This is a genomic window from Brevibacillus brevis NBRC 100599 (assembly GCF_000010165.1).
In the GTDB taxonomy this organism is placed as follows: domain Bacteria; phylum Bacillota; class Bacilli; order Brevibacillales; family Brevibacillaceae; genus Brevibacillus; species Brevibacillus brevis_D.
The window spans coordinates 2,760,543-2,776,750 of record NC_012491.1; the positions used below are offsets into that span (position 1 = coordinate 2,760,543).

Consider the following 16,208-nt stretch of genomic DNA (forward strand, 5'->3'; position numbering starts at 1 on the left):
ATCGACAAGACCAACTGGTCGGTCTTGCGCAATCATCATAGTCGGTTCGTGAGGTTGTTCCAGTCAGATTCGGAATAGGGGAGGAATAGTCGTGCTTACCATTTACGAATTACGAGAACTTGTGAAGCTATTAGAGCAGACAGACATAGAATCTTTTGAGGTAAATGACGAAGATTCTTCTTTGCGTATCAAACGAAGAAATGGGAATCCAGTCACAGTTGTGCATCAGCCCCCCGTACAAACCAAAAGCACGCCAATCGTGACGGCGGCACCTGCTGTCCTTTTGCCTAAAAAAGAAGCGATTGAGCGCCCGGTCACAACAAGCCCAGTGGAAACACCTCAGAAATCGGCAGAAGTGACAGAAAACTTGTACAAAATCACTTCACCTATGGTCGGAACCTTTTATGCTGCACCTGCCGTTGACGCAGCACCATACGTATCCGTAAATGATCGAGTAGAGCCAACGACCATTGTCTGTATTGTCGAAGCCATGAAGCTGTTTAACGAGATTGAAGCAGAAGTAAAAGGAGAGATTGTCCAAGTCTTGGTGGAAAACGGTCAGTTGGTTGAGCATGGACAGCCGTTGTTCCTGGTGAAGCAAGCGTAATGGTGCAGCTTTTAAGGGGAGGACTAGAAGAGTGAGCAAACATACATGGTTCAAGGAATTCTCGGTTCCCACGTACGACCAATGGCGGGAAGCAGCAGAGAAATCACTAAAGGGCGCATCTTTTGATGCCAAGCTACTGACGCAGTCGCACGAGGGAATTGTTCGCCAGCCCATTTATCGGTACGAAGATGTCAAAACATTGCCGCATCTGGAAGCGCTGCCAGGAGAGGCGCCTTTTCATAGAGGAAATCAGCAGCCTGGCGAGCATAAGGAACACAAATGGCAGGTCTGTCAGGAAATCAGCGCAACGAGTGCCAAAACATTTAATCAGGCAGCCGTAGACGACTTAGCGCGCGGACAAACGATGCTGCATCTGATAGTGGATCAAGCGACTTTGGCTGGACTTGATCCTGACGAAGCATTGCCAGATACGATTGGTCACAAAGGCGTATCTGTTTTTTGCCGGGAGGATATCGAGCAGGCATTTCAAGGGGTGAAGCTTTCAGAGGTCCCTCTTTACATGAACACAGGGGCGCTTGGCTTGCCTATTCTATCGATCCTTTTGGCACATGTTGAAGCGACAGACCAAAAAGCCTCTGAGCTTCGCGGATGCATCGGGCAAGACCCTGTAGCGGTTTTGCTCACAGAGGGCAAGCTCCCTTGTTCCTTGCAGACAGCTTATAACACGATGGCAAGCGTAACGAAATGGGCAAAAGATCAAGCGCCCGCGCTGAAAACGATCTTGGTTCAAAGTAATCCTTATCAGGACGGCGGCGGAAACGCAGTAACCGAACTGGCTTTTTCACTGGCCACAGGGGTGGACTATTTGCAAGCGATGCTTGAGCGAGGGCTATCCATAGAGGATATCGCAGCACGGATGCAGTTCTCGTATTCGATCGGCTCAGACGTTTTCATGGAAATCGCGAAGCTGCGTGCGGCAAGAATGCTCTGGTCAAACATCGTGGCGGCCTACGGCGGATCAACGGAAGCCCAAAAGATGACCATTCACGCCAGAACCTCTGCTTGGACAAAGACGATTTACGATCCGTATGTCAACATGCTGCGTTCCACGACAGAAGCGTTCTCAGCCGTTATTGGCGGAGCAGACAGTCTGCATGTATCCGCATTTGACGAAGCGATCCGCCCAGTCAATGAGTTTTCGAGAAGGATCGCCAGAAATACGCAAATCATTTTGCAAGAAGAAGCGCATCTGGCAAAAGTGATCGACCCTGCGGGAGGTTCTTGGTACGTAGAATGGCTCACAGACGCATTAGCGAAAAAGGCATGGGAGCTGTTCCAGCAGGTAGAAGCGCACGGTGGCATGCTGAGCGCATTAGAGGCAGGCTTCCCACAAGACTTGATCGCCCAGAGCGCGGATCAAAAAGCAGCGAGCATCGATACGCGTAAAAAGCGTTTGGTTGGAACCAACATGTATGCCAATACGGCTGAGCAGCCACTGAAGGCCGAGAGTCTTTTGAGCATTCACGAAGAACGAGCGGAGGAAGCAAGATCCCATCGGCTGCAACAGAACGCGACTCTCGTCTCCGCAGCGCTCGATGGGTTGGGGGAACATAACGATGAGCTCGTGGCTATTGCAGTAAAAGCAGTGCTTCTTGGAGCGACTGTGGGCGATATCGCCAAAGCCATGAGGCGTGAAGATTCCGTGGAGACAATCATTCAGCCACTTCGTATTCACCGGGCATCCGAACGCTTTGAAGCCTTGCGGATGCAGGCAGATGATTTCTTGAAAACAACAGGCAAAAGACCGACCGTGTTCTTGGCGACGATGGGGCCTGTGACAAAGCATAAGGCCCGGGCAGACTTCGCAGCAGAGTTTTTTGCGGTTGGCGGCTTTGAGATTTTGCGCAATCAAGCATTCTCAACCACGGTAGAGGCGGCTGAAGCTGCGGTGGCATCGGGTGCGATGGTCACGATCATTTGCTCGGACGATGCGAGTTATCCGGAGCAGGTTCCACCCTTAGCTCATGCAATCAAGCAACGTGTACCTCAGATGACGGTTCTGTTGGCTGGCTTGCCTGAGGCGGAGCAGCTGGCTACTTATAAGGCGGCCGGTGTAGATGATTGCATCCACATGCGTTCCAATTGCTACGAGATGCTGCGAGAACTTCAGGAGCGGATAGGAGTGGGCTCATGATGAAGCGACCTGATTTTTCACAAATGACTTATCAGTCCAAACGTGATGTGTCTGATTTGTTTCCCCAACTGGGTGCGAATCCAGAAGGAATGGAGCAAATGTGGCAGACGCTAGAGCAGATCCCTGTAAAACCACTGTACACAATGGCAGATGTGGAGGGGATGGATCACCTCGGCTACATGCCTGGTTTGCCACCATATACGCGCGGCCCGTATCCGACGATGTACGTGACTCAGCCATGGACGGTTCGCCAATATGCCGGCTTTTCTACGGCGGAAGAGAGCAACGCTTTTTACCGACGGAATTTGGCTGCGGGACAAAAAGGGCTATCGATTGCCTTCGACCTCGCGACGCATCGCGGCTATGACTCCGATCATCCCCGGGTAGTTGGTGATGTCGGGAAAGCAGGCGTGGCAGTTGACTCCATTCTGGATATGAAAATCTTGTTCGACGGCATCCCCCTCGATAAAATGTCCGTTTCCATGACGATGAACGGAGCGGTTTTGCCGATTATGGCGTTCTATATCGTGGCAGCAGAAGAGCAAGGGGTATCGCAGGCGGAGCTTACGGGAACGATCCAAAATGACATTTTGAAGGAATACATGGTTCGGAATACTTACATTTATCCGCCAGAAGCGTCGATGAAGATCATTTCCGATATTTTTGCTTACACCTCCAAGCACATGCCCAAATTCAACAGCATTAGTATTTCAGGCTACCACCTGCAGGAAGCGGGTGCGACTGCGGATATTGAGTTGGCCTACACACTAGCAGATGGCTTGGAATACGTTCGTACGGGTCTTGCAGCAGGTATTGACATCGATGCGTTTGCGCCACGGCTGTCATTTTTCTGGGCGATTGGCATGAACTACTTCATGGAAGTGGCGAAAATGCGTGCAGGTCGCTTGATTTGGGCCAATCTGATCAAACAGTTCCATCCGAAAAACGAAAAGTCGATGGCACTGCGGACACACTCACAAACGTCCGGGTGGAGTTTGACTGAGCAGGACCCGTATAACAACGTAGTGCGGACGTGCATCGAAGCCATGGCCGCTGCTCTGGGTCATACCCAATCTCTGCATACGAACGCACTGGATGAAGCCATTGCGTTACCGACCGATTTTTCGGCTCGAATCGCGCGGAATACGCAGTTGTTTTTGCAGGACGAAACCGAGATAACCAAGGTCGTCGATCCGTGGGCAGGCTCCTATTACGTGGAGTCCTTGACGGCGCAGCTCGTGGAAAAGGCGTGGGCGCACATCGAGGAGATCGAAGCGCTTGGCGGTATGGCAAAAGCAATTGAGACGGGATTGCCGAAAATGAAAATCGAGGAAGCGGCTGCACGCCGTCAGGCGCATATTGATTCAGCGAAGGAAGCCATTATTGGCGTGAACAAATATCGTCTGGACAAAGAAGATCCGCTGGAAATTCTCGAAGTTGACAACACGGCGGTTCGGGAAGCGCAAATCAGACGTTTGCAGGAGCTGCGCAGTAATCGGGATGAGGCGAGAGTGCAAGCAACTCTACAGGCCATTACGGAATGCGCGAAAACGGGCGAAGGCAATCTGTTGGAGCTGGCTATTGAAGCGGCACGAGCAAGAGCTTCTTTGGGCGAAATATCGGATGCCTATGAAAAGGTCGTGGGTAGACACAAGGCGGTCATTCGTTCCATTAGCGGCGTCTACAGTTCCGAATACGCAGATGCTGATGAGGTAGCGGCCGTGCGCAAGATGGCAGATGAATTCGAGCAGTGGGAAGGCAGACGTCCCCGTATTATGATCGCGAAAATGGGTCAAGACGGACATGACAGGGGCGCGAAGGTGATTGCCACCGCTTTTGCCGATTTGGGCTTTGACGTCGATATCGGTCCGTTGTTCCAGACACCTGAGGAAACAGCGAAGCAGGCGATAGAAAATGACGTACACGTGATCGGCTTCAGCTCGCTTGCGGCAGGTCATAAAACATTGCTGCCACAACTGGTGGAAGAGCTCAAAAAGCTGGGACGCGAGGATATTGTCGTCGTCATAGGTGGTGTGATTCCGGCGCAGGATTACGCCTTTTTGCGAGAGCATGGTGCCGCAGCTATCTTTGGGCCAGGAACAGTCATTCCTGTAGCAGCCCAGCACGTTCTGCAAGAGATCGTGTATCGCCTGGAGGCTGCTGGACAATGACCGGGGGCAGGGCAGACAAGAATTTCTTGAACGTTTCCTCCAAGGCACGTCTCCCACGGTTATCAGTGGATCAATACGTCACAGGCGTACGAGAGAATAACCGAACGGTTTTGGCGCAGGCAATCACGTTGGTCGAGAGCAATGCTCCTGCTCATATGGATATGGCCCAAGAGGTGATCAAGCAACTGCTTCCTCATACAGGTCAATCCATACGCATAGGGGTATCCGGTGTGCCAGGTGCGGGCAAGAGCACGTTCATTGAAGCATTCGGCAGTATGCTTTGTGAAAAAGGTCATCGTGTCGCTGTTTTGGCCGTTGATCCGAGCAGTACGGTTACTCGTGGGAGCATTCTCGGCGACAAGACGCGGATGGAGCTCTTGTCACGCAATTCACAGGCGTTCATCCGACCTTCTGCCACGGGCGGCACCCTAGGTGGAGTCAATCGGAAAACGCGGGAAACGATGCTAATCTGTGAAGCAGCAGGCTATGATGTGATTTTGGTCGAGACCGTCGGGGTCGGACAGAGCGAGACGACAGTCAGATCTATGGTCGATTTCTTTCTACTCCTGATGCTGACAGGGGCGGGCGATGAACTGCAAGGAATCAAAAAAGGCATTATGGAAATTGCAGATGCGCTTCTGATCAATAAAGCCGATGGGGAAAACCGGACGCGTGCCTTGATCGCCAAAGGGGAATACAATCGTGTTCTGCATTACTTGCAGCCGGCAACTACTGGCTGGGAAACGAAAGCATACATGTGTTCTTCGCTGACAGGGGAAGGCATTGAGGATATTTGGGAGGTCATCGGTCAATTTCGTGAAAGTACCATCCAATCAGGCGGGTTTGAGGCAAGACGCAAAGCGCAGCTACTCGATTGGATGCACAGTATGGCTCAGGACTACCTGCGCGCGACCTTTTTCGGCAACCAGCAAGTAGCCGAACTGCTTCCCTCGATTGAAGGAGCCGTTGCGAGTGGCGAGATTTCACCGACGAGCGCCGTACAGCAATTAGTGGCGATCTATGAGAATGCGATCATGAAAAAGGAATAGAGAGATGGTGGCCCTTATGAGCAGCAATATGTACGAAAAAATTGATGAATTGATGGAACGCAAATATAAAATCCAGCTTGGTGGCGGAGATGCTCGTATCGATGCCCAGCATAACCGCGGTAAGTTGACTGCACGCGAGCGAATCGAGCTACTGCTTGATCCAGACACCTTTATGGAGCTGAACCCGTTTGTTGAGCACCGTGCTACGCATTTTGGTCTCGACCAGATGGAGGCACCAGGCGAAGGCGTCGTAACGGGCTACGGAAAAATCAACGGTCGGCCTGTCTATTTGTTCGCGCAGGATTTCACGGTGTTTGGCGGTGCACTGGGTGAGATGCACGCGATGAAAATCGCCAAGGTGATGGATTTGGCAGCGAAAAACGGCGCCCCCTTTATCGGTCTGAACGATTCTGGCGGAGCACGTATTCAAGAAGGGGTAAGCTCACTGGATGGCTATGGCACGATTTTTTACCGCAATGCCATTTACTCCGGTGTGATTCCGCAAATCTCTGTCATCCTCGGTCCGTGTGCGGGAGGAGCCGTTTACTCTCCGGCGATTACGGATTTCGTGTTCATGGTAGAGAAGACGAGCCAAATGTTTATCACAGGTCCAAAAGTGATTGAAACCGTTACAGGTGAAAAAATATCCGCGGAGGACCTAGGCGGAGCCAAAGTCCATTCGACGGTGAGCGGCAATGCCCATTTTACAGGAGAAACCGAACAGGAAGTATTGGAAGGGGTACGCAGGCTGCTCAGCTTCCTTCCACAAAACAATCGTGATCGCGCACCAGTGATAGAAGCAGAGGAAAATAATGGTTGGCAAGAGGAGCTCTTGGAGCTGGTACCTGCTGAAAGCACGAAAGTATACGATGTGCGCAAGGTCATCGAAAAAATCGTAGATCACGGTGATTTCATGGAAGTACAGCCGAACTTTGCTCGCAATATCGTGATCGGTCTAGCGCGTATCGATGGACACAGTGTTGGCATTATCGCCAACCAGCCGAAGGTCATGGCAGGCGGACTGGACATTCATTCATCGGATAAGCTGGCACGTTTCATTCGTTTTTGTGACTGCTTCAACATTCCGCTCTTAACCTTTGAAGATGTCTCTGGCTTTTTCCCGGGGATCAATCAGGAGCATGGAGGGATTATCCGTCACGGCGCGAAAATCTTGTATGCATACTCAGAAGCAACGGTTCCCAAAATCACCGTGATTCTGCGCAAAGCTTACGGCGGCGCTTATGTGGCGCTCAACTCCAAATCCATTGGAGCAGATGTCGTGTATGCATGGCCGAATGCAGAGATTGCCGTCATGGGCCCAGAGGGGGCAGCCAACGTCATTTTTGCAAAGGAAATCGAACAAAGTGAGGACCCGGCTGCGACTCGCGCAGAGAAAATTGCCCTCTACAGAGAGAAGTTCGCCAATCCATATGTCGCGGCAAGTCTCGGCATGGTGGATGATGTCATCGACCCACGCGAAACCCGTCAAAAGGTCGCGCAAGCCTTGGAAATGCTCAGAAACAAGCAGGAAGATCGTCCGTACAAAAAGCACGGGAACATCCCACTTTAGAAAGGAGCTCTGATCGTGCTATGAAGCTGCATGAACTGCGTGAATTCATCAAGCTGGTGAATCAGTCTTCCATTGAGGAGCTGGAATGGGAGAAGGGTAAGACACGAATCGTGATCAAGAAAAGTGCACCATTCGAAAGCGTGGCTGTCCATGCGCCTGTACAGGTGGGCGAAGTGGAGCATGGCTATCAGGAGGCTGCCGCTACTGCTGAGTCAGTTAATGTCGTTGCTGAGGCTGAGGCACCTAAGGAAGTGACACAGCAAGTCATGTCTTTAGGAGTAGGACTGTTCTATGCGGAAGTAACAGTAGGGCAGACCGTTCAAGCTGGCGAAAAGGTTGGACGCTGCACGGCTGATGCTCTTCAGCTATCTGCCGATATTACGACGCCTGTTAGCGGCATCATCACGGAAATTCTCGTCGCGGATGGTCAGTTTGTCGATTACGGAAAAGCTTTGCTCGTTGTCAAAACTCAGTAGGAAGGAGTGCGCACATGTTTACGAAAGTATTGATTGCCAATCGTGGAGAAATCGCTGTCCGCATTATCCGCGCTTGTCAGGAACTAGGGATACGTACAGTCGCTGTCTTTTCTGAGGCGGATCGGGAAGCATTGCACGTAGAATTGGCGGATGAAGCGTATTGTATCGGACCTACGGCGTCCAAGGACAGTTATTTGAACATGGCACGGATTATGACGGTCGCACTTTACACAAAGGCAGACGCTATCCATCCGGGCTATGGCTTCTTGGCGGAAAACGCTTCGTTTGCCCAGCTTTGCCAGGATTGCTCGATAACCTTTATCGGTCCCGATCCCGAAGCGATCACCAAAATGGGGGATAAATCCGTAGCAAAAGCAACGATGAGTCAAGCGAATGTTCCATTAGTTCCGGGCACAGACGGTTTGATTGATGACATCGATGAGGCATTACAGGTGGCGAAGAAAATCGGCTATCCTGTCATTGTAAAAGCAACGGCTGGCGGCGGCGGCAGGGGAATGCGTGTCGCTTTTGACGCCGATGAGTTGTCCAAGGCGATTCGTCAGGCCCAGAAAGAAGCAGAGACGGCATTCGGCAACGCTGGCGTGTACTTGGAAAAATATGTAGAAGAGCCGCGGCATGTAGAGATTCAAATCATGGGGGATAAGCATGGCAACGCTGTGTACTTGGGAGAGCGGGATTGCTCCATTCAGCGTCGTCATCAAAAGCTGGTAGAAGAAGCGCCATCTCCGGCGCTGGACCAAACGCTGCGCGAGCAAATGGGGCAAGCTGCGGTGGCGGCAGCCAAGGCGGTTTCGTACCACGGAGCGGGTACTGTTGAATTTTTGCTAGACAAGCACGGCCAATTTTACTTCATGGAAATGAATACGCGGATTCAGGTAGAACATCCCGTAACAGAGATGATTACAGGGATTGACTTGATCAAAGAACAAATTTCTGTGGCAGTAGGCAATCCGTTATCCTTCTCCCAAGAAGATGTGAAAATCAACGGATGGGCAATCGAGTGCCGAATCAACGCGGAGAATCCTGCGAAAAACTTTATGCCATCACCAGGGAAGGTCGTCAACTACTTGCCGCCAGGCGGTTACGGTGTGCGCGTGGACAGTGCGGTTTATCCTGGCTACGAAATCTCTCCCTTCTATGATTCAATGGTCGCCAAGCTGATCGTTTGGGGAACAGATCGCAACGAAGCATTGGCTCGTATGAAGCGGGCGCTAGGTGAGTTTGTCATCGAAGGCGTACATACGACGGTTCCCTTCCATGAGAAGCTACTGGAGCACCCTGACTTTGTCGCAGGGAATTTCGCTACGAACTTTCTGGAAAAAAATACGCTGGATTTGTAACGAGCATGAAAGAACTGTGACAGAAATGCCTCTCTGTTACAGTTCTTTTTTCATTTATAGCAGTATTCATTTATACTACTAAAAAGAAAGGAGGTAACACCTTGATTGATGAGCTTCGAAAAATCGGATTGTCAGATCTGGAAGCCAGATGTTATTTAGTGCTTCACGAGGAACCGAAAATATCTGGATATGAAGTGGCCAAGAAAGTTTCCGTCTCTCGGACGAATGTATACGCAGCCCTTCGAGCATTGACGGAAAAGGGCATGTGCCGCATGATCGAATCGGAGCCTGTTCTTTATGATGCAGTACCGATCGAGCAGCTGATTCGCTTGTTACAATCGGAATTTGATCAAACAACCCGTGTCCTGCAAGAACAGTTGAAACCCACTCCCAGAACGTCTCCTTCCTTTTATAATTGGCAAGGTGACAAAGCGATTGAAACAGCCATAAAACGAATCGTCTCAAATGCAAACAAAAGCATTGTTGTCGATATTTGGTCCGAAGATGTTCATTGGGTAGAGGAACCATTGGCAGAGGCAGAAAAACAAGGGGTTGCTGTCACGCTAATATCGATTGGTGAATGCCATGCAAAGCTAAAAAATGTTGTCGTACATAAAAGGAGTGCGGAATGGCATCAAGTGCAATCCAGAAAGTTCTCTATTCTATGCGATGCACATTCGGCATTGCTGGGCAGCTTTGGGCGTGGGATCAAACCCACTATACTGGAGACGGACCACCCATCTCTCATTGAGTTGTTGCAAAACGCCTTCTACCATGACATTATCATGGGTCAGATCGAGAAGGATTTCAGCCAAGTGCTGGAAGAGAAATATGGGAGTGACTATGTACGCATTATCACCCCTTACAGGGAATACTTATAACGGATAACGTTTATTCTCATCCTATCTTTGCAAAAAAGAAGACAGTGGCTTCAAGTTCGAGGACGAATCTCGTTATCAACCAAAAAGAGAATTGAGCACAAAAAGCTATTATAAATGACAGCCAATCCTTAGAGGGTTGGCTGTTTGTTATGGATGGGCTTTTATTCTATTCTGTCAACTCATCAAGAAAGCTTCTTACAGCCTGATAATATCCATCAGGGTCAGTAGAATGGATATCATGCCCGCACGCTGCAAAACTGGCAAGCTTTGTGTTTGGCCTTTGGCTCACCATGCGCTCGGCCTGATTTTCATCCAGTACAAAGCTTTTTTTGCCGTGGATCAGCAAGATCGGGCAAGAAGACGCTAGCCAATCGTTCCACCATTCCCCGTTAATGTGTCGCTGAGAGATAGGCATGCCCTTTAAATCAGAACGGAATCCCCAGCCTTGTTCATCCTCAAACACGCTTTCCGAAAAATAATCGACCGCTCGAACGCCGACTTCCTCGAGCGATTTCCTTAGATCGTGTAAAGAAGGGGAGCGGTGTGGGAGTTTTTCTGCAAAGGATAAGTCGGCCTTAATTTCTACCCCGATATCTTCTACGATGACGGCGTTCACAAGCTCAGGATAACGAGTAGCAAATTGATAAGCGTTGACACCTCCTAAAGAATGCCCAACGATCGTAACAGGAGCTCCATCCAAAACGGTCTGAACAAAGGCGAGAATGTCGTTGACGTAGCCTTCACGGGAATAATCCTTATCTGGGGCATACTCACTCCAGCCGTGACCTCGTTGATCCAATCCAATCACGCGCCAATCTGTAAATCTGGAAGCAAACTCTGAAAATGTTCGTGCATCATTCATATGACCATGCAGCAGGAGCAAAACTCCTTGACTATCCCCTCCAAAATCGAGGTAAGATAGTTTTATGTTACCTGATTGGAAAAATTTTCTCGTTATCGTTCCTTTTTGTTCTGGCTGAAGCATACAGTAATTCCTCCTAATGGATAAACAGCATCATGTCCAACTCGACTTCTCCTTCACGTTAACAGTTAATCGTGACAGGAATTGTCATAATAAAAAATTTGAGAGTCATGCCAAACCAAAATCAAAGGCTGCTGGAAATGATGATAACTGTCAACTGGAAGCGCAAGTTTAAGAACTAATAAACATTTACTCGCAATGAGGAGGTTGCTATGGCATTACCAAAAAAAGGCACGAGGGGTATAACAGTAGGAGAACAGCGATATCGTTGGGTCATCAGCCCAGCAGCGAAGGGTCTGCTCGCGTTGACCATCCAGCACAATGAAGGGATAGGTCAGTTGATTCGCGTGTATGTAAAATCAGATGTGAATGACTTTTGGGCGGAGTACCCACTTGTGCAGCATTTGGATATGAGAGTCATAAAGCCAGCTGACGTCGCAGCTATCATTGAAGAGGCGATTAAGCTGGGGTGGCAGCCTGACAAAAAAGGGACGCCTTTGAGCTTTGACTTCATTGGAAGCACGCTCGTCAAAAAAGGGATACATAGCAATACCGGAACGGGAATTGTCTAGAAAAGCAGAGGAGAAGAAGTCGGATGGAATGGGCAAACGTCAGTAAGACAAAGGATCTAGAGATCGTGCGAGCAGCAGTGGATCGATTAGATATCAACGAACGGGATCAACGCGGGCGAACACCGCTGATGCTTTTTATCACAAACCGAATGCGGCCAGGAACGACAGAACGATTGCAGACCTGCTGCTCGAAACGAAAGGAGCGGTACGTCTAACACTGTCTTCTGAGGAAGAGGAAACGGTGGACGATATTTTATATGACGAATCTGAGCAGAAGCGGTGCAAAAAAATAAAACGGCTTGATTCATCTGTTCTCCTTCATGCTGTAGTGAATGGCTACAACTGGGATGACGGACCAGAGGCGATGATTGTGGCTTTTGAGAATCCTGCCTGTGCAACGATCACTCTTTTTGATTTGTATGAACGGATGGATGCCGACTATTGGCTGGAAATGGATGAGGAGGAAATCGCGGAATCGGAGGAACGAAAGCGCTGGAGAATGCTCGCCATGCAATTAAAAGAGAAACTTGCAGATGAATGAGATAGGGGTTGATCATCATGTGTCGATATGGGATGTATGGTCCATACAAACAAATATACGCGTGTTTCACGTGCCGAAAAGTGTTCAAGCAAACCTCCAAGTATGAATTGACGGAAGAAGAATGGAACAAGATCAAGCATAGCTGTCCGCAATGTGGTGAGGGAATGAAAGAGATGGGGCATGATTTCAAGGCTCCCAAGCAAACGGATGTAAAGCAGTGGAAAAAGGTTGAAATTCTCTATCAGCATGGGTTTGCCTATCATTCCTGCGGCTGCGATGGTCCTGGCTACCGACCAGCCGAATTACATGAAGTGAACGAGTTTCTCGAAAAGAATAAGCGGTTCAAATCAGAGGGAGAGAAATTGCTGGATAGACTCACGATAAGAATGTAAAAACGAAGCAGGGGGCGGGGGAACGTGGCAACCTTCTTTTTGATCATGATTTACTTGTCGTTTATCAGCTTGGGTCTTCCCGATTCGGTACTGGGGGCAGCTTGGCCGGTCATCCAAGCAGAATATGGGGCGGCATTTGGTATGGCTGGTGTGATCAATATTGTGATTGCGTCTGGAACGATCGTATCTAGCTTGATGAGCGGTGCATTACTAAAACGACTGGGGACAGGACAGATCACACTGATTAGCTGTTTAATCACAGCGGCAGCCTTGCTTGGATTTTCTTTTGCCCCATCAATGATATGGTTGATGGTATTGGCATTGCCACTGGGACTAGGAGCTGGCTGTGTAGATACCGCATTGAATCATTATGTCGCCACGCATTATCAAGCCCATCATATGAGCTGGCTGCATTGCTTCTGGGGTGTGGGTGCTACGCTTGGCCCCATTATTATGTCTAGCTTTATACGCGATCATGATTTATGGCGGAATGGCTACTTGACTATTTCTCTTATTCAATTTGCTTTAGTCGTACTTCTAGCGTTTACACTTCCTTTGTGGAAACGGATGGAAAACATACAAAGCCATGCTGTCAAAGAATCACAAGTTCAGCAGTCTCGTGGGCAGAGCGAACAACCGTTACGGACAAAAGGCGTTAAGCTGACTTTGCTCACATTTCTCTTCTATTGCGGGGCTGAAGCATCGGTAGGATTATGGGGGAGCAGCTTTTTGGTAAATGAAAAAGAGCTACCTTCGTCTGTCGCGGCGATGTGGGTAGCCATGTATTACGGTGGCATTACCGTTGGTAGATTTATTACGGGCTTTGTTACTTTTAAAGTGAGCAACCGCGTCCTGATTCGCAGTGGACTTCTCGTAGCATTCACCGGGGCAGCGCTGTTGATGTTTCCATTACCGACCTTCTGCTCGCTAATCGGTTTTCTGTTGCTCGGGTTAGGCTTCGCCCCGATTTATCCCTGTATGCTGCATGATACCCCAGAACGTTTTGGGAAAGAGCAAACGAAAAAGCTGATGGGCTATCAGATGGCGGTTGCGTACACGGGTGCCACATTTTTGCCTCCGTTGCTCGGGTGGCTTGCTACACAGACGACCATTTCTATTTTACCGTTTTTTACAGCCTTCTACATTGCGTTCATGCTATATGGTTCTGAGAGAGTCAATCGAATCACAAAGCAACAGGCTGCCCGATCAGAAATGATCTAGCATTTTGGCAATCCGCTATTTAGACGACAGCATGTTTTGCAAAGCTTTTCCGTATAAAGACAGGGGCATCTGGTCGCCGCTGATGTAATAAAAGGTCGACATGCCATGCTCTAAAGCAAGAATCGTCCATGCCATTTCATCCGCGGATAGAGTAGAGTCACTTTCTTTTGGTATCAAGGTCTGTATGGCCTCGGAAAGATGCAGTACCGACTCGATGATCATGTTCGACCATCGCTCTCGAACAGACTCTTCACGCATGGCATACAGCAAAAATTCCAGGTTCAGCATGTTCCACGTGCGATTTTGTTGCTGAACGGACATAAAATAGGCGTTCATGGCTTCTATAAAATGCGATAATGATGGCTGGTGATCAATTACGTGAAGGATATTCGACACATGTAATTGCATCTGACCTTCCAAAATAGCGAGAAAGAGATCTTCTTTGGACTGAAAATGAGCATAAACAGCTCCTTTGGTAAATCCAGCATGGTCTGCGATTTTATCAACGGAAGCCCCGTGGAAGCCTAACCGAGCAAAGGTCTCAATGGCTGCGTCAATGAGCAATTGCCGTGTTTCCTGTTTACGCTCTGATTGGGTTAATCTGCGTCTGTTCATTCGTCCACACTCCTTCTCTTGACAAGCATACCATATAGAATTAACATTCCATATAGTATTTAAATCCTTGCTGGTATGTAAGATACAAATGGCAGTTTTGTAGGATTTAACCGTCTACTATGTCATGCTATTTTGGAGTACGATAGATATATAGATCATCTAGTAAGAGGGGACAGTGTACGAATGCAGAGGGAAGAAAGCGTCGCAACGCGGAATCGGCCTATGTCCAATATCTTGGCGCAAACAGTTAAGACGGGAATTATCAAATCGAATCTGATTCCGATGTTTGCCGGATTAACATTGGCACTATATACGTATCACTTCAGTCTAATGGATAAGCTGCCAGAAATCTTATTTGCTACAATCGGCTCTATTTTAATCATGGCAGCTGCGGGTGCTTTTAATAACGTGTATGATCGCGATATCGATTCTGTCATGGAGCGGACGAAAAACAGACCTACGGTGACAGGGGATATATCGACAAAGACGGTTTTATGGCTTGCCTCTCTGATGACGATTTTTGGCTTGGCGGCTCTCGTCTTGGCATCACCATTGGCTGCTATTATGGGTTTTCTCGGACTGTTTTTTTATGTCGTGCCTTATACGATGTGGACGAAAAGAAGAACGATTTACAATACGGAGGTAGGGAGTATTTCTGGGGCAATGCCGCCGCTCATCGGTTGGGCCGCCATTCACCCAGATGTAACGCATCCTGCTATCCTTGGTCTCTTTATCATCATGGTCATTTGGCAAATGCCTCACTTCTATGCGATCGCGATTCGCAAGCATGATGAGTACAAGGCGGCTGGGGTTCCGATGTTGCCTGTGGTCAAAGGTGCAAGACGTACCTACATTCAAACAAATGTGTATTTAGTCATTTTAATTGCAAGCAGCTTTCTATTTTGGTCATTAAGCGCTGGTCTTACGTTTATGGCTCTGCTCCTGAATGTTTTATGGCTGGTTCTGAGTGTCTTTGGATACCGGAAAATGGATTCACAGAAATGGTCGAAAACGATGTTTATTTATTCGCTGATTCATATGACGGTGCTGTTCTCGACGGTGATTATTTACTCGCTGATGGGGATTATTTTCAAACTGTAAATCCATGATCATCCAAGCTGCCTTCACTTTGAGGGCGGCTTCTTTTTTTGTCAGAAAACCTTGACGCATAGCGGTTTCTTCTCATGTTCAGCCAAAAATGGGCGCATGATCTTTGCACGAATACCCAACGTCGCTTCATAAATCTAGAGTAGTTCCATGAAGTGGCGGAGGTGAAAACGAATGGATGAGTTCAAAAAAGAGCTAAAAAAATTGAAGGCTTCTGAAATAAAAGGAGATCGAATGCAGCGTTGGGACAAAGAAAAAATGAATGACGCGACGCTAGTTCGAGGTAGGTGTGGCGGATGTGGCAGATGTGGTGGTTGCAGCAGATGTAGTTGTGGTCGTTGCGGTCGTTGCTCTTGCTCCTGTAGCTGTTCCTGCTCCTGCTCCTGCTCTTGCTCCTGCACTTGCAGTTGCACTTGCTTCTTCCCATGCTTTATCGTGTTTGACGATTTCTAATCCATACGTAAATGAAGCTCCTGCCCAAATGGTGACCTGGCAGGGGCTTTGTTTT

Annotated in this window: 17 protein-coding genes; 15 read left to right on the plus strand and 2 right to left on the minus strand. The window is 48.8% G+C overall.

Translation table 11 applies throughout. From position 1 onward, the window contains the following. Positions 1-91: 91 nt before the first annotated feature. The 8 genes from accB (at position 92) to BBR47_RS13685 (ending at position 10,270) form a co-directional block, all read left to right on the plus strand. Positions 92-607 carry an acetyl-CoA carboxylase biotin carboxyl carrier protein gene (gene accB / locus BBR47_RS13650; protein ID WP_015890983.1) on the plus strand — a complete coding sequence of 172 codons (516 nt, stop codon included), beginning with the start codon at positions 92-94 and terminating at the stop codon, positions 605-607. Between the two features lie 31 nt (positions 608-638). After that, positions 639-2,762 (plus strand): methylmalonyl-CoA mutase family protein, encoded by a 2,124-nt coding sequence (locus tag BBR47_RS13655; RefSeq protein WP_015890984.1) that lies wholly within the window; start codon positions 639-641, stop codon positions 2,760-2,762. Continuing rightward, on the plus strand, positions 2,762-4,933 hold the full coding sequence (gene scpA, locus BBR47_RS13660; protein ID WP_015890985.1) for a methylmalonyl-CoA mutase: 2,172 nt from the start codon (positions 2,762-2,764) through the stop codon (positions 4,931-4,933). Before BBR47_RS13655 ends, scpA begins: the two co-directional genes overlap by 1 nt. Continuing rightward, entirely contained in the window at positions 4,930-5,982 is a 1,053-nt protein-coding gene (gene meaB, locus BBR47_RS13665; protein ID WP_015890986.1) for a methylmalonyl Co-A mutase-associated GTPase MeaB, read from the plus strand. The genes scpA and meaB overlap by 4 nt, the downstream gene beginning before the upstream one ends. Positions 5,983-5,986: 4 nt before the next feature. Further along, positions 5,987-7,552, plus strand: coding sequence for an acyl-CoA carboxylase subunit beta (locus tag BBR47_RS13670; RefSeq protein ID WP_015890987.1), 1,566 nt, complete (start codon positions 5,987-5,989; stop codon positions 7,550-7,552). Between the two features lie 20 nt (positions 7,553-7,572). After that, positions 7,573-8,028: an acetyl-CoA carboxylase biotin carboxyl carrier protein gene (locus BBR47_RS13675; protein ID WP_015890988.1), complete on the plus strand. Its 456-nt coding sequence runs from the start codon at positions 7,573-7,575 to the stop codon at positions 8,026-8,028. 14 nt (positions 8,029-8,042) lie between these two features. Continuing rightward, the gene (gene accC / locus BBR47_RS13680) at positions 8,043-9,389 is read left to right on the plus strand and encodes an acetyl-CoA carboxylase biotin carboxylase subunit (RefSeq protein WP_015890989.1); all 1,347 of its coding nucleotides are present in this window, start codon (positions 8,043-8,045) and stop codon (positions 9,387-9,389) included. A 101-nt stretch (positions 9,390-9,490) separates the two neighbouring features. Beyond that, the gene (locus BBR47_RS13685) at positions 9,491-10,270 is read left to right on the plus strand and encodes a TrmB family transcriptional regulator (RefSeq protein ID WP_015890990.1); all 780 of its coding nucleotides are present in this window, start codon (positions 9,491-9,493) and stop codon (positions 10,268-10,270) included. Between the two features lie 166 nt (positions 10,271-10,436). On the opposite strand, the gene BBR47_RS13690 is transcribed toward BBR47_RS13685, so the two are convergent. Further along, entirely contained in the window at positions 10,437-11,255 is an 819-nt protein-coding gene (locus tag BBR47_RS13690) for an alpha/beta fold hydrolase (protein WP_015890991.1), read from the minus strand. A gap of 209 nt (positions 11,256-11,464) precedes the next feature. Here BBR47_RS13690 and BBR47_RS13695 point away from each other — a divergent pair, with 209 nt between their 5' ends. Genes BBR47_RS13695 through BBR47_RS13715 form a run of 5 tightly spaced genes read left to right on the plus strand, consistent with a single transcriptional unit; the run spans position 11,465 to position 13,978 of the window. Next, positions 11,465-11,824, plus strand: coding sequence for a hypothetical protein (locus BBR47_RS13695; protein ID WP_015890992.1), 360 nt, complete (start codon positions 11,465-11,467; stop codon positions 11,822-11,824). Between the two features lie 23 nt (positions 11,825-11,847). Beyond that, positions 11,848-12,039, plus strand: coding sequence for an ankyrin repeat domain-containing protein (locus tag BBR47_RS31565; RefSeq protein WP_041749410.1), 192 nt, complete (start codon positions 11,848-11,850; stop codon positions 12,037-12,039). A 26-nt stretch (positions 12,040-12,065) separates the two neighbouring features. After that, positions 12,066-12,365: a DUF4274 domain-containing protein gene (locus BBR47_RS31570; RefSeq protein WP_015890993.1), complete on the plus strand. Its 300-nt coding sequence runs from the start codon at positions 12,066-12,068 to the stop codon at positions 12,363-12,365. Between the two features lie 17 nt (positions 12,366-12,382). Next, positions 12,383-12,757: a hypothetical protein gene (locus BBR47_RS13710; RefSeq protein WP_015890994.1), complete on the plus strand. Its 375-nt coding sequence runs from the start codon at positions 12,383-12,385 to the stop codon at positions 12,755-12,757. A gap of 24 nt (positions 12,758-12,781) precedes the next feature. Next, positions 12,782-13,978, plus strand: coding sequence for an MFS transporter (locus BBR47_RS13715; RefSeq protein ID WP_015890995.1), 1,197 nt, complete (start codon positions 12,782-12,784; stop codon positions 13,976-13,978). A gap of 15 nt (positions 13,979-13,993) precedes the next feature. Here the strand turns inward: BBR47_RS13715 and BBR47_RS13720 are convergent, their stop codons facing one another. Continuing rightward, positions 13,994-14,593, minus strand: a complete 600-nt coding sequence (locus BBR47_RS13720; protein WP_015890996.1) for a TetR/AcrR family transcriptional regulator — start codon at positions 14,591-14,593, stop codon at positions 13,994-13,996. Positions 14,594-14,776: 183 nt separating this feature from the next. On the opposite strand from BBR47_RS13720, the gene cyoE reads away from it, so the two are divergent. Together cyoE and BBR47_RS31970 are read left to right on the plus strand one after the other, a co-directional pair. Further along, on the plus strand, positions 14,777-15,694 hold the full coding sequence (gene cyoE, locus BBR47_RS13725; RefSeq protein ID WP_015890997.1) for a heme o synthase: 918 nt from the start codon (positions 14,777-14,779) through the stop codon (positions 15,692-15,694). A 240-nt stretch (positions 15,695-15,934) separates the two neighbouring features. Further along, positions 15,935-16,153 carry a heterocycloanthracin/sonorensin family bacteriocin gene (locus BBR47_RS31970; RefSeq protein ID WP_419761089.1) on the plus strand — a complete coding sequence of 73 codons (219 nt, stop codon included), beginning with the start codon at positions 15,935-15,937 and terminating at the stop codon, positions 16,151-16,153. The last annotated feature ends 55 nt before the right edge of the window (positions 16,154-16,208 follow it).